The sequence below is a fragment of the Streptomyces sp. NBC_00273 genome (genome assembly GCF_036178145.1).
Taxonomy (GTDB): Bacteria; Actinomycetota; Actinomycetes; order Streptomycetales; family Streptomycetaceae; genus Streptomyces.
In genome coordinates this window covers 7,081,527-7,103,393 of sequence record NZ_CP108067.1, presented here as the reverse complement: position 1 = coordinate 7,103,393, position 21,867 = coordinate 7,081,527, and the positions used below count along the sequence as shown (strand labels likewise).

The 21,867-nt window shown below is 73.4% G+C and carries 17 protein-coding genes; 6 read left to right on the top strand and 11 right to left on the bottom strand.

Going from position 1 to position 21,867, the window contains the following annotated elements; translation table 11 throughout:
• Positions 1–5: 5 nt before the first annotated feature.
• The 3 genes from OG386_RS31685 to OG386_RS31675 form a co-directional block, all read right to left on the bottom strand.
• Positions 6–1,223, bottom strand: coding sequence for an SWIM zinc finger family protein (locus tag OG386_RS31685; RefSeq protein WP_328790939.1), 1,218 nt, complete (start codon positions 1,221–1,223; stop codon positions 6–8).
• Positions 1,220–4,066, bottom strand: a complete 2,847-nt coding sequence (locus OG386_RS31680) for a DEAD/DEAH box helicase (RefSeq protein ID WP_328790938.1) — start codon at positions 4,064–4,066, stop codon at positions 1,220–1,222. Before OG386_RS31680 ends, OG386_RS31685 begins: the two co-directional genes overlap by 4 nt.
• 98 nt (positions 4,067–4,164) lie before the next feature.
• The gene (locus OG386_RS31675) at positions 4,165–5,466 is read right to left on the bottom strand and encodes a helix-turn-helix domain-containing protein (protein ID WP_328790937.1); all 1,302 of its coding nucleotides are present in this window, start codon (positions 5,464–5,466) and stop codon (positions 4,165–4,167) included.
• Positions 5,467–5,643: 177 nt separating this feature from the next.
• On the opposite strand from OG386_RS31675, the gene OG386_RS31670 reads away from it, so the two are divergent.
• Both OG386_RS31670 and OG386_RS31665 read left to right on the top strand, forming a co-directional pair.
• On the top strand, positions 5,644–6,273 hold the full coding sequence (locus OG386_RS31670; protein ID WP_328790936.1) for a hypothetical protein: 630 nt from the start codon (positions 5,644–5,646) through the stop codon (positions 6,271–6,273).
• 40 nt (positions 6,274–6,313) lie between these two features.
• Positions 6,314–6,574: a DUF6343 family protein gene (locus tag OG386_RS31665; RefSeq protein WP_327386053.1), complete on the top strand. Its 261-nt coding sequence runs from the start codon at positions 6,314–6,316 to the stop codon at positions 6,572–6,574.
• Between the two features lies 1 nt (position 6,575).
• Here the strand turns inward: OG386_RS31665 and OG386_RS31660 are convergent, their stop codons facing one another.
• The 4 genes from OG386_RS31660 to rpsA all read right to left on the bottom strand — a co-directional run bounded on the left by OG386_RS31660 (position 6,576) and on the right by rpsA (position 10,430).
• Positions 6,576–6,992 (bottom strand): tetratricopeptide repeat protein, encoded by a 417-nt coding sequence (locus OG386_RS31660; RefSeq protein ID WP_328790935.1) that lies wholly within the window; start codon positions 6,990–6,992, stop codon positions 6,576–6,578.
• Between the two features lie 131 nt (positions 6,993–7,123).
• Positions 7,124–7,732: a dephospho-CoA kinase gene (gene coaE / locus OG386_RS31655; protein ID WP_266597843.1), complete on the bottom strand. Its 609-nt coding sequence runs from the start codon at positions 7,730–7,732 to the stop codon at positions 7,124–7,126.
• A 31-nt stretch (positions 7,733–7,763) separates the two neighbouring features.
• Positions 7,764–8,702 (bottom strand): PAC2 family protein, encoded by a 939-nt coding sequence (locus OG386_RS31650; RefSeq protein ID WP_328790934.1) that lies wholly within the window; start codon positions 8,700–8,702, stop codon positions 7,764–7,766.
• A gap of 219 nt (positions 8,703–8,921) precedes the next feature.
• On the bottom strand, positions 8,922–10,430 hold the full coding sequence (gene rpsA, locus OG386_RS31645; RefSeq protein WP_030010959.1) for a 30S ribosomal protein S1: 1,509 nt from the start codon (positions 10,428–10,430) through the stop codon (positions 8,922–8,924).
• A 353-nt stretch (positions 10,431–10,783) separates the two neighbouring features.
• On the opposite strand from rpsA, the gene OG386_RS31640 reads away from it, so the two are divergent.
• Both OG386_RS31640 and hrpB read left to right on the top strand, forming a co-directional pair.
• A complete protein-coding gene (locus OG386_RS31640) occupies positions 10,784–11,632 on the top strand; it encodes a class I SAM-dependent methyltransferase (protein WP_266597839.1) in 849 nt (282 codons plus the stop codon).
• 1 nt (position 11,633) lies between these two features.
• Positions 11,634–14,237, top strand: coding sequence for an ATP-dependent helicase HrpB (gene hrpB, locus OG386_RS31635; protein WP_328790933.1), 2,604 nt, complete (start codon positions 11,634–11,636; stop codon positions 14,235–14,237).
• On the opposite strand, the gene OG386_RS31630 is transcribed toward hrpB, so the two are convergent.
• On the bottom strand, positions 14,227–15,186 hold the full coding sequence (locus OG386_RS31630; protein ID WP_328790932.1) for a DUF3068 domain-containing protein: 960 nt from the start codon (positions 15,184–15,186) through the stop codon (positions 14,227–14,229). The genes hrpB and OG386_RS31630 overlap by 11 nt on opposite strands.
• A gap of 14 nt (positions 15,187–15,200) precedes the next feature.
• Positions 15,201–15,341 (bottom strand): SPW_0924 family protein, encoded by a 141-nt coding sequence (locus tag OG386_RS31625; RefSeq protein ID WP_328790931.1) that lies wholly within the window; start codon positions 15,339–15,341, stop codon positions 15,201–15,203.
• Between the two features lie 227 nt (positions 15,342–15,568).
• Between OG386_RS31625 and OG386_RS31620 the strand changes: the two genes are divergently transcribed.
• The gene (locus OG386_RS31620) at positions 15,569–16,552 is read left to right on the top strand and encodes a hypothetical protein (protein WP_328790930.1); all 984 of its coding nucleotides are present in this window, start codon (positions 15,569–15,571) and stop codon (positions 16,550–16,552) included.
• Between the two features lie 43 nt (positions 16,553–16,595).
• On the opposite strand, the gene OG386_RS31615 is transcribed toward OG386_RS31620, so the two are convergent.
• Positions 16,596–17,873, bottom strand: coding sequence for a lytic transglycosylase domain-containing protein (locus tag OG386_RS31615; RefSeq protein WP_328790929.1), 1,278 nt, complete (start codon positions 17,871–17,873; stop codon positions 16,596–16,598).
• Between the two features lie 184 nt (positions 17,874–18,057).
• On the opposite strand from OG386_RS31615, the gene OG386_RS31610 reads away from it, so the two are divergent.
• The gene (locus OG386_RS31610) at positions 18,058–18,918 is read left to right on the top strand and encodes a DUF4184 family protein (protein ID WP_328790928.1); all 861 of its coding nucleotides are present in this window, start codon (positions 18,058–18,060) and stop codon (positions 18,916–18,918) included.
• Between the two features lie 37 nt (positions 18,919–18,955).
• Here OG386_RS31610 and polA read toward each other — a convergent pair whose 3' ends face one another.
• Positions 18,956–21,676: a DNA polymerase I gene (gene polA, locus OG386_RS31605; RefSeq protein ID WP_328790927.1), complete on the bottom strand. Its 2,721-nt coding sequence runs from the start codon at positions 21,674–21,676 to the stop codon at positions 18,956–18,958.
• Positions 21,677–21,867: the final 191 nt, after the last annotated feature.

Here is a 21,867-nt window from a genome sequence, read left to right as displayed (position 1 = left end):
GCCGCTCATCCATCCGTGGGCCGGGTGAGAGCGGCGACGGGATCCGTGGAGGGGCGGCCCACCGGCCACCAGTCCTGGTCGCCGTGGCGGTCCTCGTAGGAGTACCAGAGGCCGTCACGGCCGAGGCGCAGCTGGCGCGTGTGGATCGTCAGGCGGTTGCGGTCGGGGCGGAAGGAACCCTCGCCGGCGGCGAGCAGGGCCGGGCGGGCCCGGTCGAAGGGGCCCGCCGGCGGATCCCAGGGCTCTTCGAGGGCGTCGAGGGCCGGACGCCCGCCCTGGCGCCAGGCCGCCGCGGCCCGGGCGAGATCGGTGGTGCTGCGGCCGGTGGCGCGGGCCAGGTCCCGGTACAGGGTGCGGGCCGCGCCCGTCAGCCCCGCCGTGGGGTGCGCGGATGCCAGCCGGACGGCGTCCTGCCACACGGTGAGCCCGGCGATCGGATCCTCGCCGGTGGCCAGCAGGGCCAGGGCGCGGGCGGCCGCGTCGGAGGCGAGCTGGTCGAGGGCCAGCGGGTCCGGCGCCGCCGGGTCGGCCGGGTAGGCGGGCGGAAGGCCCACGGCGGCGGGCACGGGCAGTGGCGCGGGCAGCGGCGGCAGGCCGGTGCGGGCGAGCGCCGCCCGGGCCGCAACCCCGGGGAAGCCGGGTGCCGTGTCCGGCTGCTCGCGCGCGGCGTGGGCGGCGTTGCGGCGGGAGAGCTCGTCGAGCAGCTCCCGCTCCCCCCGGCCGCGCAGGAGCAGCAGGACGAAGGGGTCCTCGTCCAGGAGCCGGGCCGCCCGGTAGCACAGGGCCGCCGCGTGCTTGCACGGCGGACGCCCGAAGTCCGGGCAGGAGCAGTGCGGGACCAGCTCGCCCGCGCCGGGCAGGACGGCTCCCGCGAGCGACTGCGGGACCTCCCGTTCCAGCAGGGCGGCGAGCGCCGTGGGGTCGGCCGCGACCGACTCCAGCAGTTCCTCCCACTCCGGGTCCGCGAAGGCGGGCAGGGTCAGCTCGGTGCGGTACGGCCGGGGCCGGCTGCCCCGGACGTACGCCACGATCCGACCGGGGGTGACGGTGACCGCGCTGACGCGTCCTCCGTCGGCATAGGTACGCCCCCGGGCCAGGCGCGCCGGGTCGTGGGAGACCTCCTCCAGCGCCGACACCCAGGCCCGGCCCCACCAGCTCACCGCCTCGACCCCGGCGGGCACGGTCTCGAAGGTGCGGCGGCGGTCGTCCCGCGCGGTGATCATCCGGGCCTCCGCAGGGAAACGAGGTCGGCCAGCTCGCGGTCGGTCAGCTCGCTCAGCGCCGACTCGCCGGAGCCCAGGACGGCGTCGGCCAGCGCCCGCTTCGCCTCCAGCATCTCGGCGATCCGGTCCTCTACGGTGCCTTCGGCGATGATCCGGTGGACCTGTACGGGCTGGGTCTGGCCGATGCGGTAGGCGCGGTCGGTGGCCTGTTCCTCGACGGCCGGGTTCCACCAACGGTCGAAGTGGATGACGTGCCCGGCCCGGGTGAGGTTCAGCCCGGTGCCCGCCGCCTTCAAGGACAGCAGGAAGACGGGGACCTCGCCCGCCTGGAAACGGTCGACGAGCTCCTCGCGGCGCGGCACCGGCGTCCCGCCGTGCAGCAGCTGCGAGGCGATCCCCCGGGCTTGCAAGTGCCGTTCGACGATGCGGGCCATCGTCACGTACTGGGTGAAGACCAGCACCGAGCCGCCCTCGGCCAGGATCGTGTCCAGCAGCTCGTCCAGCAGGGCGAGCTTGCCCGAGCGGTGCGGGATCCGGGGCTGCTCCTCCTTCAGGTACTGCGCGGGGTGGTTGCAGATCTGCTTGAGCGAGGCCAGCAACTTCATGATCATGCCGCGCCGTTCCATGCCCTCGCTCGACTCGATCACGGCCATCGCCTCGTCCACCGCCGCCTGGTAGAGCGAAGCCTGCTCCCGGGTGAGGGAGACCGGATGGTCGGTCTCCGTCTTCGGCGGCAGCTCGGGCGCGATGCCGGGGTCGGACTTCTTGCGGCGCAGCAGGAACGGCCGCACCAGCGCGGACAGCCGGGCGACCGCCGCCTCGTTGCCGCCGTCCTCCTCCTTCTGGTGCTCCACCGGACGGGCGTGGCGGGCCCGGAAGGCGGTGAGCGGGCCCAGCAACCCCGGCGTGGTCCAGTCGAGCAGCGCCCACAGCTCGGAGAGGTTGTTCTCCACCGGGGTTCCGGTCAGCGCCACCCGGGCCGGCGCGGGCACCGTGCGCAGTGCCTTCGCGGTCGCCGAATGCGGGTTCTTGACGTGCTGCGCCTCATCGGCGACGACCAGGCCCCAGCTCTGTTCGGCGAGCAGGGCGGCGCTGGCGCGCATCGTCCCGTACGTGGTGAGGACGAACCCGCCCGCGCAGGACGTCAGGTCCTCGATGCTGCGGCCGTTGCCGTGGAAGCGGTGCACGGGCGTGCCGGGGGCGAACTTCTCGATCTCCCGCTGCCAGTTGCCGAGGAGGGACGCGGGACACACCACGAGGGTGGGCTCCGGCCGGTCCCGGTGCAGGTGCAGCGCGATCAGCGTGACGGTCTTGCCGAGGCCCATGTCGTCGGCGAGGCAGCCGCCGAGACCGAGCGAGGTCATCAGGTCCAACCAGGCAAGGCCGCGCGCCTGGTAGTCGCGCAGGGTGGCCTTGAGGGCGGCGGGCTGCGGCAGCGGGGCCAGTTCCCCCGTCAGCCGGTCCCGCAGGGCGGCCAGCGCTCCCACCGGCACCGCCTCGACCGTCGTCCCGTCGATCTCGGCCGTCCCCGACAGTACGGTGGCCAGCGCGTCGACCGGGTCCAGGACGCCCAGCTCCCGCTTGCGCGCCTTGCGCACCAGCTCCGGATCGACCCGCACCCACTGGTCGCGCAGCCGGACGACGGGCCGGTGCGCCTGGGCCAGCGCGTCCATCTCGCCCGGGGTGAGCCGGTCGCCGCCCAGCGCCAGTTCCCAGGAGAAGGCGAAGAGGTGCTCGGCGTCGAAGAAGGCGGTCCCGTCGGTCGCCGAACCGGGGGCGGTGGAGCGTACGACGGCGGTCGCCGACAGCGTGCGGGCCAGCTCGCGCGGCCAGTGGACCAGGACCCCGGCGGCGGCCAGCCGGCTCCCGGCCACCCCCAGCAGGTCCTCCAGCTCCGGGTCGGACAGGGCCAGCGCATCGGGCACGGGCTGGTCCAGCAGGCGCAGCAGCGGCGGCCAGACCCGGGCGGCCCGGCGCATGGCGAGCACGGCGTCGATCCGGGCGCGCGGGCCGAACCCGGCCGCCGCCGTGCCCGCCCACAGCTGCCCGGCGTCGGTGACCAGGGTCGGGTCGGCGAGGCTGTGCACCTGGACGACGGCGGCTCCGGCGCGCCGGGTGTCGGCTTCCTCGGCCTCGTCGAAGAGCCGGAAGGAGGACAGGTCGAGCCGGAGCGAGATCCCGACGCCGGTGTCGGAGCCGGCCGCGACCTGCGCGGCCCAGTCCTGTATCCCCGGCACCGGCTGCGGGTCCCGCGCGGCGAACGGCCGCCCGGCGGCCACGGCCGCGGCCGGGGTGCGGGGCAGACCGTCGGCGACGGCGTCGAGGAACGCCCGGACCAGTGCCTCCGGTTCGGGCAGCTGGAGCGGACGGCGGCCGGCCAGCGGCGTCGCGTACCCCTCGTGCGGCAGCGCGGCGGCGACCGCGCGGAGGTGATCGACGTCGGCGGCGTCGAGCGGCCCGGCACGCCAGGCGTCGATGCCCTCGGGGGTGAGTCCGGGGAGGAGCCGACCACGGGCGGCGAGGGCGAGCGCCTGCCGGGCGGCGGTGCCCCAGGCGCGGGTGGCGGGATGCGCGGCGGGGCTGTGGGGCGCCTGCGCGAGCACGGGCAGGGCTGCGGTGACGGAGAAGGTCACGGCGGGCACGGTCCGGCTACGGACCCCGTCGCCGTGCGGGCGTACGACGGTGAGCGGCGCCGCCGTTCCCGCCTCGGGCAGGGCGTCCCCGTCGGGCGCCCAGAAGGCGACCCGCCCCTCGCGGGGAACGGCGGCGGGCAGGAAGACCGCGGCGTGGCGCAGCAGCGCGGTCGCCTGCGGCGGCAACGGTCGCTGCGGCTGCGGTGTCATGGTGCGTCCCCCTCCCCGTCGGTGTCCCTGCACATCTGCCGGTCCCCTCTGCCGACGAGTCTAGGCGCGACCACCGACAACGCCCTCTGACCTGCGGTTCAGCGGGCCCAGCGGCCCTGCTCCAGCGCGTACCCGTACACGGGCCGGCCGGGGGCGGCGCTCGTGCGCAGCGGCCGCCCGCCCTCGTCGATGCGGAGGGTGCCCGATCCGGACGGACCGGTCCACCGCAGGTCGAGGGACCAGTCGCAGTCGCATCCCGTGGTGGCCGCCTCCACGCGCAGGACGGCCGGTTCGGCCGCCGAGACGCGCAGGGGGAAGGACGGGGCGGGCAGCGCGTTGCCGCCGTCGTTCCCGGCGACGGGCCGGGCCAGCGGGCGCGGCGCGTCCAGATTGACGGCGAACGCGGCAGGGGTGAGCCCGCCGCCGCAGCCCTGCGACATCTGGTAGACGTTCCACGCCGGCGGCTTGCGGCGGGCGGCCACCCGTACCTCCAGATCCTCCAGGACCACGGCGCCCTCGCCCGTGCCGTGCAGGGTGACCTCCACGATCTGCGTCCCGGCGTGCACGGCGCGCTGCGCCGACGCCCAGGCGGGCGCGTCCGCCTCCACGGGCGGCGGGGGCACCGATCCCGGACCGCGCTCGGAGAGGTAGGCGTGATCGCAACCCGCGGTCCACACGTGCGACCGCACCGCCGCCTTGAGGGGTGCGACCGGGTCCCGGCCCGGGGCCGACGCCGGCGGTGAAGCGGAGGACGGGGCGGGCACCGCGGCCGTCGCCCCGGCCGACCCGGTCGCGCCGGCCGGTGGCGTCGGTTCCGGTGCGCCCGTCGATGCCGGTGCCGAGGCGGACCCCGATCCCACGAACGGCGGCGCACTCGTACCCGAACCCGAACCCGGCCCCGTGCTCCCGCCCGCGTGCGGTGCGCCCGGCCCGGGGCCGGCCGCCGCCAGCAGCGCCACCGCAACCGCACCGGCCGTCACCCCCGCGGCGGCGACCACGGCCGCCCGCCGCCGGTACCAGGCCCCTCGGGCCACCGGCTCCGGCTCGGGCTCGGGCTCGGGGTCCGGCGTCACCACCACGGTCGGCTCCGGCTCCGACTCCGACTCCGACGCCGGCACTGGCACCGGCACCGGCACCAGCCCCTCCGCGGCCGCCGCGCGCCGCCGCGCGTCCGCCAGCAGCCACGCCCGGTGCAGGTCCAGCGCCTCCTCCCGCGTTGCCCCGCAGGCCCGGGCGAAGCGGTCCACCACCGCGAACTCCGCCGGCAGCGCCTCCCCCTTGCAGTACCGGTGCAGCGTCGACGTACTCGTGTGCAACCGGCGCGCCAAGGCGCCGTAACTGAGCCCGGCACGCTCCTTCAGCTCCCGCATCAGCCGTGCGAAGTTCTCGGCCTCGCTCACGCTCTCCCCCGTTCCGCGTCCCGCGACCGCGTTCCATGCATGAGGTGTTCCCCCAGGTGACGGCGCGTACGGCCGTTCCAGCGTCCCGGATTCGCCGCGATCCGTCGCCCGCCGCGCCGTCCGGGGAACAGGCTCGTCAGGCACGCACCACCACGACGCTCACGGGGAGAACCGACCATGTTCCGACGTTCCGGCACCGCCACCGCCAGCGCGCTCACCACCGCACTCGTCGCGGCGGCGGCCGCCCTCGTCCTGACCGCCTCCGCCTCCACCTCCGCCGCGGCCGCCGCCGCGCCCGGCTTCCTGGCCGGCACCGACCTTCCGCCGCACCCCACCTCGCCCTGGTACGCCGGCGCGGTCACCGCGGGGCTGCCCGAGTCCGCGCCGTTCTGCCTGGAGGGCGTGCTCCCGGCCGCGGGCAGCTGGCACCGCGTCTTCGGCACCGAGTACGACACCGGCGCCGTGCAGGTCTCCGTACGGTCCTCCTCGCCCTCCGCGGCGGCCAGGCTCGCCGGCGTCCTGGAGCGCAAGGTCGCCGCCTGCGCCGCCGACTGGCTGCGGGCGACCCCGGGCGGCACCGCCTCCTGGCAGGACTACGGCACCCTCCCCGTCGAGGAGGGCGCGCACGTCTACGGCGTCCACACCTCGGTCCCCGAATCCGAGCCGGGCGTGCACCTGTACGGGATCGGGCGCGACGGCTCCACCGTGACCGTCGTGCAGTGGGGCGAGATGGGCGACCTGTCCCACGCCCCGGTCGCCGCCTTCAAGAAGACGACCACCAAGGCCGTGAACAAGCTCAACCCCTGACCCGGCAGGGGTGGGACCATGGACAGGAGAGGCGATGGCCATGCGTTCCGGGAATGAGCCGGTGACCGCGCGCAGTCCGCTGCGGCTGCGGTTCTGGCTGGGTGTCTGGGGTCTGGTCTGGGCTGCCGCCGGCACGGCCTTGTTCTCGCTGGTGGGCCGTCCCGGTTGGGCGGCCGCCTGCGGGGCGCTGGCGGTGGTCGTGGTCGTGGACCTGTGCATGATCGTGCGCCACATCCACCAGGGGCCCCACTACCAGCCCGGCCCGGACATCCCTCCGTACGTGCCGCCCCGCAGCCGGTGAGTCAGGCCGGGTCGGCTTCGGGCCCGCCCTCCGCGGCCGGGCCCTCGAAGCGGGCGGCCGCCAGGTAATCGGGCCGGGGGTCGAGGGCCGCGGCGAGGCGGAAGTGCCTGCGCGCCTGCTCGGGCCGGCCCGAGCGCTCGAACGTACGGGCCAGCGCGAAGTGGGCGAAGGCGTTGTCCGGCTCCCGCTCCAGCACCAGCTCGAACTCCAGCTCGGCCGGTCGCAGTTGCGCCGCCGCGAAGAAGGCCCGGGCGCGCAGCAGCCGCGCCGCCGTGTTCTCCGGGTGGGCGGCTATGACCGAGTCGAGCAGCTTGACCGCGCCGCGCGGGTCCCGGGCGGCGAGCAGCTGCTCGGCGGCCCGGTAGTCGATGACGTGGGTTTCCGGGCTGGACGGGGTGGGGCGCGTGGTTTCGGACACGTTCGAAATCCTTCCCTCTCCGGGCGCGTTCAACGCCCCCGCCCCACCCGCTATTCCATGCACACGTCAGCCGCACGCGGAAGCCCGGCGCACCGGGCGGACACATCGGGCGGACACATCGGCCGGACGCGTCAGGCGGCCCCGCCCGCCGCCCGCACCGTGAGCTCGTCCCACACCTTGCGCACCTGCGGCTCCAGCGCCTCCAGCGGCCCGTCGTTGTCGATCACGAGGGTCGCCACCGCGAGCCGCTGCTCCCGGGTCGCCTGTGCGGCCATCCGGGCCCGCGCCTCCTCCTCGGCCATCCCGCGCAGCGCGGTCAGCCGCGCCAGCTGGGTCGCCGGGGCCGCGTCCACGACCACGACCAGGTCGTAGAGGGGCGCCAGGCCGTTCTCGGCGAGCAGCGGTACGTCGTGCACCACGATCGCGTCGGCCCCCGCGGCGGCTTCCAGCTCCGCCGACCGGGCCCCCACCAGGGGATGCACGATCGCGTTGAGGGTCTGGAGCTTCGCCGGGTCCGCGAACACGATGGACCCCAGCTTCGGCCGGTCCAGCGTCCCCTCCGCCGTCAGCACCGACTCCCCGAAGGCCGCCACGACGGCCGCGAGCCCCGGCGTACCGGGCTCCACGACCTCGCGCGCGATCCGATCGGCGTCGACCACGATCGCCCCGTACCCCGCCAGCAGTCGCGAGACCTCGCTCTTGCCGGCACCGATTCCGCCCGTCAGGCCTACTTTCAGCATGCCCCGCAGCATAGGGGGCCCCGCTCGTACGTCAGTTCTCGCCCTCGCGCTCCGCCAGGAACCGCTCGAACTCGCGGCCGATCTCGTCCGCGGACGGCAGCTCCGCCGGCTCGGCGATCATGTTGCCCCGGGTCTCGGCCCCGGCGGCCGCGTCGTACTGGTGCTCCAGCCCCTGCACCAGGCTGACCAGCTCCTCGTCGCCCTCCCGGATCTGCCGGTCGATCTCCGTCTGTGTGCGGTGCGCCTCGGTGCGCAGGGCGTGCGCCACGGCCGGGAGCACCAGACCGGTCGCCGCCGTGATCGACTCCAGCACCGTCAGCGCGGCGTCCGGGTACGCCGAGCGCGCCACGTAGTGCGGCACGTGCGCGGCGACGCCCAGCACGTCGTGCCCGGCCTGGGCCAGGCGGAACTCCACCAGGGACTCCGCGCTGCCCGGTACCTGGGCCTCGTCGAAGGGGCTGCGGTGGCCCGGCATGAGGTCGGTGCGGTTGCCGTGCGGGGTGATGCCCACGGGACGGGTGTGCGGGACGCCCATCGGGATGCCGTGGAAGTTGACCGAGAGCCGCACGCCGAGGCGCTCGACGATCTGCCGGACGGCAACGGCGAAGCGCTCCCACTCCACGTCCGGCTCCGGGCCGGACAGCAGCAGGAAGGGCGCTCCGGTGGCGTCCTGGACGAGCCGGACCTCCAGCCGGGGCTCCTCGAACTCCGTCCAGTGGTCGCGCTGGAAGGTCAGCAGCGGCCGCCGGGCCCGGTAGTCCACCAGCCGGTCCGCGTCGAACCGGGCGACCACCTGGTGGGGCAGCGTGTCCAGGAGCCGCTCGACGATCTGCTCGCCGGCCTCACCCGCGTCGATGTACCCCTCGAAGTGGTACAGCATGACCAGCCCGGCCGAGTCCTGGGCGACCGCCAGGTCGGCCACCGCCAGGCCCTTGGCGTCCCATTCGTACAAACCCTGTGGATCAAGCACCGTCACCACTCCTCCTCGCCTCGTTCTCAGCCAAGAACGTCCAAGGCGGCCCGGCCATTCCCCAGTTGGCCTCATTCACAGGAACGCAACGGATCACGCGGGAGACCGGACGGGGAAACGCGGTGGGAAACGCGGTAAGGCCCGCCCCCCGAAGGGGACGGGCCTTGCCGTTCAACGCAGTTCAGCTCGGCTCACACCGGAGTGTGATGCGCGCTGCGATCAGCTCTGGCCGCCGGCCAGCTTCTCGCGGAGCGCGGCCAGGGCCTCGTCCGACGCCAGGGCGCCGGAGGTCTCGTCCGACTCCGAGGAGTACGAACCACCCGAGATGCCCGCACCGGCGTTGCCACCGGCGGCCGGGGCGGCAGCGCCCTCGGCAGCAGCGGCCTCGTCGGCCTCGCGGCTCTTGATGACCTGAGCCTGGTGCTGCTCGAAGCGCTGCTGCGCCTCGGCGTACTGGGTCTCCCAGGCCTCGCGCTGCTTGTCGAAGCCCTCGAGCCAGTCGTTGGTCTCGGGGTCGAAGCCCTCGGGGTAGATGTAGTTGCCCTGGTCGTCGTAAGACGCGGCCATGCCGTACAGGGTCGGGTCGAACTCGACCGACGCCGGGTCGGCACCGAAGGACTCGTTGGCCTGCTTCAGCGACAGCGAGATCCGGCGACGCTCGAGGTCGATGTCGATGACCTTGACGAAGATCTCGTCGTTGACCTGGACGACCTGCTCCGGGATCTCCACGTGGCGCTCGGCCAGCTCGGAGATGTGGACCAGGCCCTCGATGCCCTCGTCCACGCGGACGAACGCACCGAACGGAACCAGCTTGGTGACCTTACCCGGGACGACCTGACCGATCTGGTGGGTCCGGGCGAACTGCTGCCACGGGTCCTCCTGCGTCGCCTTCAGCGACAGGGAGACACGCTCGCGGTCCATGTCGACGTCGAGGACCTCGACGGTGACTTCCTGGCCGACCTCGACAACCTCGGACGGGTGGTCGATGTGCTTCCAAGACAGCTCGGAGACGTGGACGAGACCGTCGACGCCACCCAGGTCCACGAAGGCACCGAAGTTGACGATCGAGGAAACGACGCCGGAGCGGACCTGACCCTTCTGCAGGGTGGTGAGGAACGTCTGGCGAACCTCGGACTGGGTCTGCTCCAGCCAGGCGCGGCGGGACAGGACCACGTTGTTGCGGTTCTTGTCCAGCTCGATGATCTTCGCCTCGAGCTCCTTGCCCACGTAGGGCTGGAGGTCGCGGACACGACGCATCTCGACGAGAGAGGCCGGCAGGAAGCCGCGGAGGCCGATGTCGAGGATGAGACCACCCTTGACGACCTCGATGACGGTACCGGTGACGATGCCGTCTTCTTCCTTGATCTTCTCGATCGTGCCCCAGGCACGCTCGTACTGAGCGCGCTTCTTGGACAGGATCAGACGGCCTTCCTTGTCCTCCTTCTGGAGAACCAGGGCCTCGATCTCGTCGCCGACCTTGACGACCTCGTTCGGGTCGACGTCGTGCTTGATCGAGAGCTCACGGCTCGGGATCACGCCTTCGGTCTTGTAACCGATGTCGAGCAGGACCTCGTCCCGGTCGACCTTCACGATGACGCCGTCGACGATGTCGCCGTCGTTGAAGTACTTGATCGTCTCGTCGATCGCGGCGAGGAAGGCTTCCTCGTTACCGATGTCGTTGACCGCTACCTGCGGAGTGGTAGAGGTGGTCTCGGTGCTGCTCGTCATGTGGGAAAGGGCTCCGGTTACGGACAGAAAGTCGTAGGTACTGCTACGCCGGGAGCCCTTATCGGCATCTGCCGAAGAAGCCGGACAGCCAAGGAGACCCCCTTCCGCGAAGAGCGGTGGGGCCTCGAAAACCGAGGGGACATCAACAGATGCAAGCGCAGCCTGCTAGGTCTGAGGAGCACAGGCTCGCAGCGCAACTTGTAGCATACGGGGGCAGCCGGACAGGGTCAATGCGCGAAGGCGCACACCCCGGGCGGATCGCCGCACAACCGGCACAATTCATGGGCGGGAAGCCCCTCCTGGCGCTTCCTGCCACATTCAGAAGACATTCGCAGACTACGACGACGGGCCCCATGAACCAAGAGGACTACGCCTCCGAAGTAGCGTCCGAAGCCGATCCGGTCTCCGTGGAAGACCCCGAGGCCACACGGCGTGACGCGGGGGAAGCGGAGAGCAGCCGGGCGAGCCGCAGCTGGTGGGACCGCAACGCCGACGAGTACCAGAGCGACCACGGCGCCTTCCTCGGCGACGACCGCTTCGTGTGGGGACCCGAGGGGCTCGACGAGGCGGAGGCGGCCCTCCTCGGCCCCGCCGCCTCCCTCAGGGACAAGGACGTCCTGGAGATCGGCGCCGGCGCAGCCCAGTGCTCGCGCTGGCTGGCCGCCCAGGGCGCCCGCCCGGTCGCCCTCGACCTCTCCCACCGCCAGCTCCAGCACGCCCTGCGCATCGGCGACGACCTCCCGCTGGTCGAGGCCGACGCCGGACGGCTGCCGTTCCGCGCCGGTTCCTTCGACCTGGCCTGCTCCGCCTACGGCGCCGTCCCCTTCGTCGCCGACCCCGTCAACGTCATGCGCGAGGTGCACCGCGTGCTGCGCCCCGGCGGCCGCTGGGTCTTCTCCGTGACCCACCCCGTCCGCTGGGCCTTCCCCGACGAGCCCGGACCCGAGGGGCTGTCCGTCGCCGCCTCCTACTTCGACCGCACCGCGTACGTGGAACAGGACGAGCAGGGCCGCGCCGTGTACGTGGAGCACCACCGCACGATCGGCGACCGGGTGCGCGACGTGGTGGCGGGCGGCTTCCGCCTGCTCGACCTGGTCGAGCCCGAGTGGCCGGAGTGGAACAGCCAGGAATGGGGCGGCTGGTCCCCGCTGCGCGGCAACCTGATCCCGGGCACCGCGATCTTCGTCTGCGAGCGCGACTGACGTGATCCGTACCGCCGCCCTCGACGCCCTGCCCGTGCGGGAGGCCGTGCCCGCCCTCGTCTCGGCACTGGACGGCCACGGCACGGCGGTGCTCTGCGCCCCGCCCGGCACCGGCAAGACCACGCTGGTGCCGCTGGTGCTGGCCGGGCTGGTGGGCGGCGGCCCGCGGCGCCGGGTGGTCGTCGCCGAGCCCCGGCGGATCGCCGCCCGGGCCGCGGCGCGCCGGATGGCCTGGCTGCTGGGCGAGCAGGTCGGCGGTGCGGTCGGCTTCACCGTGCGCGGGGAACGGGTGGCGGGCCCGGACACCGTGGTGGAGGTGGTGACCACCGGAGTGCTGCTCCAGCGCCTCCAGCGCGACCAGGAGCTGACCGGGGTGGACGTGGTGGTCCTGGACGAGTGCCACGAGCGGCACCTGGACGCCGACACGGTCGCCGCCTTCCTCCTCGACGTACGGGAGACCCTGCGCCCGGAACTGCGGCTGGTGGCGGCCTCGGCGACGACGGACTCCGCCGGCTGGGCGCGCGTACTGGGCGGTGCGCCGGTGGTGGAGGCGGCGGGCGTCTCGTACCCCGTGGAGACGGTCTGGGCCCCGCCGGCCCGGCCGGTGCGGCCCCCGCACGGGATGCGGGTGGATCCGGCGCAGCTGACGCACGTGGCCTCGGTGGTGCGGCGGGCGCTGGCCGAGCGCGACGGCGACGTCCTGTGCTTCCTGCCCGGCGTCGGCGAGATCGCCCGGGTCGCCGGCCAGCTGGGCGGAGTGGACGCGGAGGTGCTCCAGATCCACGGCCGGGCCCCGGCGGCGGTCCAGGACGCGGCGCTCTCCGTCGCCGATCACCGCAGGGTGATCCTGTCCACCGCCGTGGCGGAGTCGAGCTTGACCGTCCCCGGGGTGCGCGTGGTGGTGGACTCCGGGCTGGCCCGCGAGCCCCGCGTGGACCACGCGCGGGGGCTGGGCGCACTGGCGACCGTACGGGCGTCCCGAGCGGCCGGGCGCCAGCGGGCGGGCCGGGCCGGGCGCGAGGCGCCGGGCACGGTGTACCGCTGCTGGGCCGAGGCGGAGGACGGCCGGCTGGCCGCGTTCCCGTCGCCGGAGATCCGCATCGCCGACCTGGCGCAGTTCGCCCTGCAGGCCGCCTGCTGGGGGGACCCGGACGCGACCGGGCTGGCCCTGCTGGACCCGCCGCCGGCGGGGGCCATGGCCGCGGCGCGGGAGGTGCTGGTGGCCGTCGGCGCGGTGTCCCCGGCCGGTGCGGTCACCGCGCGCGGGCAGCGGATGGCCCGGCTCGGGCTGCACCCGCGGCTGGCCCGGGCCCTGCTGGACGGCTCCGCCGCGCTCGGTGCCCGCCGGGCGGCGGAGGTGGTGGCCCTGCTGAGCGAGGAGCCGCCGCGGGAGTACGGGGACGACCTGGCCGGCGCCTGGCGGCGGGCCCGCGCCGGCGGCGACGGCTACGCGGCCCGCTGGCGCGCGGAGGCCCGCCGCCTGGAGCGTGCCGCTTCCCCCGCGGGGCGCACCGCCGAACCTCCGTACCCCCGCGCCTCGAACGCCGCCGGGGCTGAAGAATCAGCCTCGCCGGCGTTCGAGGCGCGGGGTTCGGGGCGGAGCCCCGGCAGCGGCGCTGCACCCGACGATGCCGCCGCAGGCCTGATCGCGGCCCTGGCCTTCCCCGAACGGGTGGCGAAAGCCAGGGGTGAGGGGGCCTTCCTCATGGCCAACGGCACCGCGGCCGAGCTCGGCGACGGATCGGGCCTGCGCCAAGCATCCTGGCTGGCCGTCGCCGTCGCCGACAGGCCGCCGCATTCCGCGTCCGCCCGGGTCCGCCTCGGCGCCGTCATCGACGAGGACACCGCCCGCGCCGCCGCCGCGCACCTGCTCACCGCGGGGGAAGAGGTCCGCTGGGAGGACGGCGACCTCGTCGCCCGCGCCGCCGAACGCCTCGGGGCGATCGAACTGTCCGTACGTCCGCTGCGCACCCCCGATCCGGCGCTCGTCCGGGCCGCGCTCCTCGACGGGCTGCGCGCCGAGGGGCTCGGCCTGCTGCGCTGGTCCCCGGACGCACTGACCCTCCGGGCCCGCCTCGGCTTCCTGCACCGCACGCTCGGCGGTGCCTGGCCCGACGTGGCCGAGGACCGGGCCCTGCTGGAGCGGGCCGACGACTGGCTGGAGCCCGAGCTGTCCCGGGCCCGGCGCCGCGCCGACCTCGGGCGGATCGACGCCGGGCAGGCCCTGAACCGGCTGCTGCCGTGGGCCACCGGAGAGGCCGTCCGGCTGGACGAGCTGGCTCCGGAACGCCTGGAGGTGCCCAGCGGATCCCGGATCCGGGTGGACTACTCCGCCGAGCACGGCCAGCCGGTGCTCGCGGTGAAGCTGCAGGAGCTGTTCGGGCTGGCCGAGACCCCGCGGGTGGCCGGCGTACCGGTGCTGGTGCACCTGCTGTCGCCGGCCGGCCGGCCCGCCGCCGTCACCGCCGACCTCGCCTCCTTCTGGCAGGGCGGCTACCGGGCCGTGCGCGCGGAGCTGCGCGGCCGCTACCCCAAGCACCCCTGGCCCGAGGACCCGGCCACCGCCGAGCCCACCCGGCACACCAACGCCCGGCTCAGGCGCTGACGCGGCGGCCGCGGGCCTCCAGCCACAGCGCCACGCCGAGCAGTACGAGCCCGCCGGCGGCCAGCCCGATCGGCGCGTAGGTGTGCAGCGCGAGGACCTTCGTACGGTTCGACCTGACGAGGTCGACCGTGTAGTCGGAGTAGTCCTCGCGCATGGTGACGTGTCCGGCGAACGCGGTGAGCTTGCCGTCGGGGCCGCCGGCCGCGATGCCGCCGCGCATCTCCTGCTGGATGTCCTGCTCGGCGTTGACGGGCGCGCCGGTCACCGGGTCGACCCAGAACCTCGCCTTGACCGTGTACCAGAGGGTGGTCCCGGTGGCCGCCTCGATCGTCGACGGGTCGATGCCCTCGATCGGCATCTTCTTGGGCATGGCGACCTTGGTCCACGGGACGGTCTGCTCGAAGTAGTAGACGTCCATGCCCTTGAACGTGCGCGGCCCGACGTAGTGGATCGGCGAGGAGGTGCGGGTCTGCGCGTCGAAGTAGAGGTAGTCGCGCGGCTCGGTGAAGAAGGGCCACTTGAACTCGATGCCCTCGCGCTTGACGGGGTCCCCGTCGACCATCTCCCCGGTGGCGTGGACCGGATCCTGGGTGTGCGCGTCGAAGACGTAGCGCTCGGGGATCTGGGAGACCATCTTCCCGTCCGGGCCGATGATGTAGGACAGCGTGTCCCAGACGACGACGTCCTTGCCCGCGCTCGCCTCTATCTCCTTCGACGCCTCGACGTTGCCCTTGAGGGTCTGGACGATGGTGACCTTGTCGACCTGCTTCGGCTGCATGCCGCCGGTGTAGTCGAGGAGCGTGGCGTCCTTCGCCTCCAGGACCATCTCCTGGTACTGGTTCGGCGGGATCTTGGCGAGGCGGGGGTACGCGTACCAGCGCAGCAGCGGCGCGAGGGCTGCGCAGAACACGGCGAGGGCCAGCAGGACAAGGCTCGCTCTGCGTCGCACGGCCGGGCCCTCCTCTACTTTCCGGGCGCGGGGGGCGCGGTGGTGAGCAGGGGCTTGGGTGAGGTCTCGCCTTCGGGCACCCCGAACGCCGTGACGGCGAACACGAGGGCCAGTGCGGCCGCGAGGCCGATGGCGGCGGCGACGAATGCGCGCATGCCGGGGCTCCGAAATCTGATGAGGCGTCAGAGATGGGGCACCGTAGCAACGCGGGGGCGAGATGAGAACCGTTCGGGCCGCAGATCACCACTGGGCCGCCCGGGGGGATCTCGGCGCCCGCCGGCACGCCCGCCCCCGCGTTGCACACGGCGGGACGCCCACCCCGTGGAACACTGATCATCAACGGAACGTAATCAAACGATTACACGCGATGATCGGAGAAGTGATGCAGAGACGTCGACTCAAGGCCGCGGCCCTGGTTGTGCCGGTCGTGGCCGCGCTCAGTCTCGGCAACCCCGCGGACGCGACCTCCCTGGCAGCCATTCCGTGCGACGTCACCGCACTCAACAACGCGATCGACGCCGCGAACAACAACACCGGACCGCACACCATCCGGCTCGCACCCAAATGCGTCTACAACGTCCTCACTCCCGCGTCGACCGGCGGTCTCGGCCCCAACGCCCTGCCCAGGATCACGGGCACCGTCACGCTGCTGGGAGACAAGACCACCATCCGACGGGATCCCGACGCGACCGAGGGCTTCCGCATCGCGCAGATCGACGGCCCCGGCGGGCGCCTGACCGTCGAGGGCGTCACCGCGACCGGCGGCGGCTATCTCGACTACGCCGGCACCTACCTGCCCACGGACGGCGGGACGCTCATCCTCAAGCACAGCACCGTGACCAACAGCACGGCGAACCAGGGGGGCGCCATCTACGTGAACCAGAGCAGCACCCTTGAGATGTACGACAGCGTCGTGCGGGACAGCGCGGCCCAGCGGGGTGGTGCCATCTACAACGGGCCGGGAAGCACCACCCTGCTGCAGAAGACCAAAGTGGTGCGGAACCAGGCCACGGAGCTGGGGGGCGGCCTCTTCACCGCCGGGGTCTCCATGACCATCAAGAACTCGCACATCGACGGCAACCGCGCCTACCAGCAGGGCGGCGGAATCTACAACGACCGCTCTCCGCTGGACATCTCCTCGACGACCATCGCGGACAACCGCGCGGGCCAAACGGGTGGCGGCATCACCAATGACGGCACCACCACGCTGACGGACACAAAGGTGCGGCACAACATCGCGCTCAACGGCGGCGGCGTCTGGCAAGGGCCCAATGCCAGCGCCCTGACCCTCGTCAGGAGCCGGATCTTCGAGAACACGCCCAACAACTGCCGGCCCGTCGGGGCGGTTCCCGGCTGCACGGACTGACCCGGGCTCGATCCGCGAGCCGGCCTGATCGGCCGGACACCCCTTAGGTGTGCTGCCCCGGGGTCGGCCGGGGCACCGCCGGAGTGGAGGACGGGGACACGGTGGGCTTCGGCGTGCGTGACGAGCTCGGCGTCGGGCTGGACGTCGGGGTCGGCGTGGGAGTGGGCGTCGGGGTCGGTGAGGGCTTCGGGTCCGGCTTGGGCGTAGGCGTCGGGGTCGGCGTAGGCGTCGGCTTCGGATCCGGCGTTGGGGTCGGGGTCGGCGTGGGCGTCGGCGTGGGCTTCGGGTCCGGCGTGGGGGTCGGCGTAGGCGTCGGCTTCGGGTCCGGCGTAGGCGTCGGGGTCGGCTTCGGCGTGGGTGTCGGGGCCGGGGTCGGCGTGGGTGTCGGCTTCGGGGTGGGGCTCGAGGGCTGCGTCGCGGGTGCGCCCGATCCCGTACCGGGCCGGTCCGGGACCTCGTGCGTCCCCTTCAGGTAGTACGTGAACCAGGACCGCACCGTGCGCAGGTACTCCGTGGAGCGGTTGTAGGAGAGCACGGCCCGGTCCAGGTCCGCGTCCACCCGCAGGTCACGACTGCCCGCGCACAGGTAACGGGCGGCCGCCAGGGCCGCGTCGTGCACGTTGTTCGGGTTGCGCCGGCCGTCGCCGTCCGCGTCCTGGCCCCACGCCGCCCACGTGGAGGGGATGAACTGCATCGGCCCGACCGCCCGGTCGTAGCGGGAGTCCCCGTCGTAGGCTCCGCCGTCCGTGTCCGAGATGTTCGCGAAGCCGTTGCCGTCGAGCACCGGCCCCAGGATCGGCCGCAGCATGGTCCCGGCCGCGTCGACCTGCCCGCCGCGCGCCTGCCCGGACTCCACCTTGCCGATCGCCGCGAGGAGTTGCCAGCGCAGTCCGCAACCCGGGTCGCTCCGCCCGACCTTCTGCTCCGCGCCCAGGTACGCCGCGAGCACGCTCGCCGGAATCCCCTGCGCCCCTTCCGCCGGCCCGGTCACGACCGACGCCGGTGCGGCCTGCGGGCCCGTCGGCGCCTGCGCCGGCGGCTGCTGCGGCGCCGCCCCCTCCTCCGGCAGCAGCACGTCCGGTGGCTGCGGGCTCACCAGCGGCGGGAGTTCGGTGAAGTACGCGGAGTCGCCGCCGGCCGTGTCCGCGGCCGGTTGCGGCTGCGGTTGCGACTGCGCGGCGGACTCCCCGGCGGCGGAGAGCCGGTCGGTGCTCCCGCCCACCGGGCCCTGGGACGCCGTCACCGCGGCGACCACCAGAGCGGAGACCAAGGCGGCCGTCGTTCCCCTGCGCAGCCTGCGTCCGATTATTCGAGCCGACATGAGCCGGACCCCTCCCCCTCGACGTCCGCGTGACCCTACGTCAACTCCCTGCACACAGCACGCAAGGAGGGCGGGAATTCACCACATCCCCACGTCCCGAAGCAGGTCACGCATACTGTCTGGACCCTTCGGGAGCATTGGCCCGAAGTAAGGAACGCCCACGGGAAGTCTCAGGAGAGGTGCCATGCCGTTCACTCTCAGCCACGCGGCCGCCGTACTTCCGGCCATCCGTCGGACCGGGCGTGCGCGGGGCCCCCTCGTCGCCTCGGCGCTCGTCCTCGGGTCGTTCGCGCCGGACACCTTCTACTTCACGGACGCGGTCGTCGAGGGCGTCCTGACCTACGGGGCCTTCACGCACTCGCTGCCGGGCGTGCTCACGCTGGACGCCCTGCTGACGGCCGTCCTGGTGGGCTTCTGGCTCCTGTTGCGCGAGCCGCTGATCGCACTCCTGCCGCGCGGCTGGCGGGGCAGGGCGCACGCCTTCGTGCGGGGCGAGGCGTGGCGTGAGCGTCCCCGGCCGGCCGCGCTCGTCGGCTGGTTCTACGTCTCGGCGGCCCTCGGGTCCCTCACCCACGTGGCGTGGGACAGCTTCACGCACAACGACCGCTGGGGCACGAACGCACTGCCCGATCTCGCCGAGCCGCTCGCCTACGGTCTGCCGGGCTACTCCTTCCTCCAGTACGGCACTTCGGCCGTCGCCGCATGCGCCCTGCTCTGGTTCACGGTGACCGCCCTGCGCCGGCTTCCCGCCCTCCCGGCCCCCGCGTCCGTGCCGGTGCTCTCCCGCGCGGAGCTCTGGGGTGCGCTCGCCCTGCTCGTGGTGTGCGTGGCGGCCGGGGTCACCCGGCGCGTGCTGCGCTTCTTCGACTTCTTCGACCGGATCCGTACGCCGCTCGACATCATCCCGACCGTCTGCTTCGGCGCGGGCGGCGGACTGACCGTGGCGCTGCTGGTCTACGGGGTCCTCGTGCGGCTGCGGCACCGCCGCGACCGGACCGGGCGCCCCGCCGACGAGGAAACGCGGACGCCCGTCCCCACCGCCTGAGCAGCGGGGACGGGCGCCGGGGTGGGCCGTACGGCGATCAGTGCGCGGCGGACTCCCAGTCCGGGCCGACGCCCACCGACACGTCCAGCGGGGCCCGGAGCTCGACGGCGGCGCCCATCTCGCGCCGCACCAACTCCTCGACCTGCTCGCGCTCGCCCGGGGCGATCTCCAGCACGATTTCGTCGTGGACCTGGAGCAGCATCCGCGAGTGCAGACCGGCCCCGACGATCGCCTTGTCCACGCGCAGCATCGCGACCTTGACGATGTCGGCGGCGGTGCCCTGGATGGGGGCGTTGAGCGCCATCCGCTCGGCGGCCTCGCGGCGCTGGCGGTTGTCGCTGTTGAGGTCGGGCAGGTACCGGCGGCGGCCGAAGATCGTCGCCGTGTATCCGGTGGCACGGGCCTCGTCGACGACCCGGCCGAGGTAGTCGCGGACCCCGCCGAACCGCTCGAAGAAGGTCTCCATCAGGCCGCGCGCCTCGGCGGGCTCGATGTTCAGCTGCTGGGCGAGGCCGAACGCGGAGAGACCGTAGGCGAGTCCGTACGACATGGCCTTGATCTTGCGGCGCATCTCGGCGTCGACCTCGGACCGCTCCACCCCGAACACCTGGGAAGCGACGGTGGTGTGCAGGTCCTCGCCGGTCGCGAACGCCTCGATCAGGCCCTCGTCCTCGGAGAGGTGGGCCATGACGCGCAGCTCGATCTGGCTGTAGTCGGCCGTCATCAGGGACTCGAAGCCCTCGCCGACGACGAAGCCGCGGCGGATGGCACGGCCTTCGTCGGTGCGCACCGGCACGTTCTGCAGGTTGGGGTCGGTGGAGGACAGCCGGCCGGTCGCGGCGACGGTCTGGCTGAAGCTGGTGTGCACCCGGCCGTCGGCGGCGATGGTCTTGACCAGGCCCTCGACGGTGACGCGCAGCTTGGCCTGCTCCCGGTGCCGCAGCATGATCACCGGGAGTTCGTGGTCGGTCTGCGTGGCCAGCCAGGCCAGTGCGTCCGCGTCCGTGGTGTAGCCGGTCTTGGTCTTCTTCGTCTTCGGCAGGTCCAACTCGCCGAAGAAGACCTCCTGGAGCTGCTTGGGCGACCCGAGGTTGAACTCGTGGCCGACGGTGGCGTGCGCTTCCTTGACGGCCTGCTGCACGGCTCCGGCGAACTGCTGCTCCATGGCCTCCAGGTGGTCGCGGTCGGCGGCGATGCCGGAGCGCTCCATCCGGGCGAGGAGTTCGGAGGTGGGCAGCTCCATGTCGTGGAGCAGCTCCGCGGCGCCGACCTCGGCGAGCTTGTCGGTGAAGGCGTCGCCCAGGTCCAGGACCGCGCGGGCCTGCGCCATCAGGGCCTCGGCCTCGGCGGTCTCGTCGGCGCCGAAGGCCAGCTGCCCGTCGGCGGCGGCGGGCGCCAGCTCACGGTGCAGGTACTCCATGGACAGGGCGTCCAGGGCGAAGGACCGGCGGCCCGGCTTGACCAGGTAGGCGGCGAGCGCGGTGTCCATGGAGACGCCGGCGAGCGTCCAGCCGTGCTCGGGGAAGACCCGCATCAGACCCTTGGCGTTGTGCACGACCTTGGGCTTCGTCGCGTCGGCGGCCCAGGCCGCGAAGGCCCGCTCGTCCGCCTCGTCCAGCTCGGCGGGCGTGAACCAGGCGGCGGCGCCACCGGCCGCGGCCAGCGCGATCTCGGTGACGTTGCCCTGGCCCAGCGCCCAGCTGTCGACCGTCGCGAGGCCCAGCGGGCCGCCCGCGTGGCTCTCCAGCCACGGCGCGAGCTCGCCGGTTCCCAGCACGGACGCGTCCAGTTCCACGCCGGCCGCCGGAGCCGGGGCCTCCTCCACGACAGCGCCCGGGTCCACGGCGAGCAGCCGCTCGCGCAGCGAGGCGTTGCGGATCTCCAGCACGTCCAGCACGCCGAGCATCGCGGTCCGGTCGTAGGGGGCGCGGACCAGGTCGGCCGGGGTCTTGGGCAGCTCGACGTCCTTGACCATCTCGGTCAGGACCCGGTTGAGCTTGACGGCCTCCAGGTGGTCCCGGAAGTTCTGCCCGGCCTTGCCCTTGACCTCCTCGGCACGCTCCACGAGCTCCGCGAACGACCCGAACTGGGTGATCCACTTGGCTGCGGTCTTCTCACCGACGCCCGGGATGCCCGGCAGGTTGTCGGACGGGTCGCCGCGCAGCGCCGCGAAGTCCGGGTACTGCTGCGGGGTGAGGCCGTACTTCTCCTCGACCTTCTCGGGGGTGAACCGGGTGAGCTCGGAGACGCCCTTGGTCGGGTAGAGCACGGTGGTGCGCTCGGAGACGAGCTGGAAGGAGTCCCGGTCGCCGGTGACGATCAGCACGTCGAAGCCGGCCGCCTCCGCCTGCGTCGCCAGCGTCGCGATCACGTCGTCGGCCTCGAAGCCGTCGACCGCGAACCGCGGCACGTGCATCGTGTCGAGCAGCTCGCCGATCAGCTCGACCTGCCCCTTGAACTCGTCGGGGGTCTTGGAGCGGTTCGCCTTGTACTCGGGGAACTCCGTCGAACGCCACGTCTTGCGGGAGACGTCGAACGCCACCGCGAAGTGCGTAGGGGCCTCGTCGCGCAGCGTGTTCGCCAGCATCGACGCGAAACCGTAGATGGCGTTGGTCGGCTGCCCCGTCGCGGTCGTGAAGTTCTCCGCGGGCAGCGCGAAGAACGCCCGGTAGGCCAGGGAGTGCCCGTCCATGAGCATCAGGCGGGGGCGGTCCCCCGCGGTCGTCTGGTCCGTCTTCTTCGATGCTGAATCTGCCACGCACCGATCCTAGGCGCCCCCACCGACAATTCCGGCCCCGTCACCTCCCCCGGCGCATCCTCACCAGCGGACGCCCCCGGCGCACCCGACCGAGGCGCGTTGCACACCGGACCGCCCTCCCCTGATTCCGTGGTCCGTGCAAGGATCTGCGGACGCGGCCACACGTGCTGCATACGTACGTACGCTCGAAG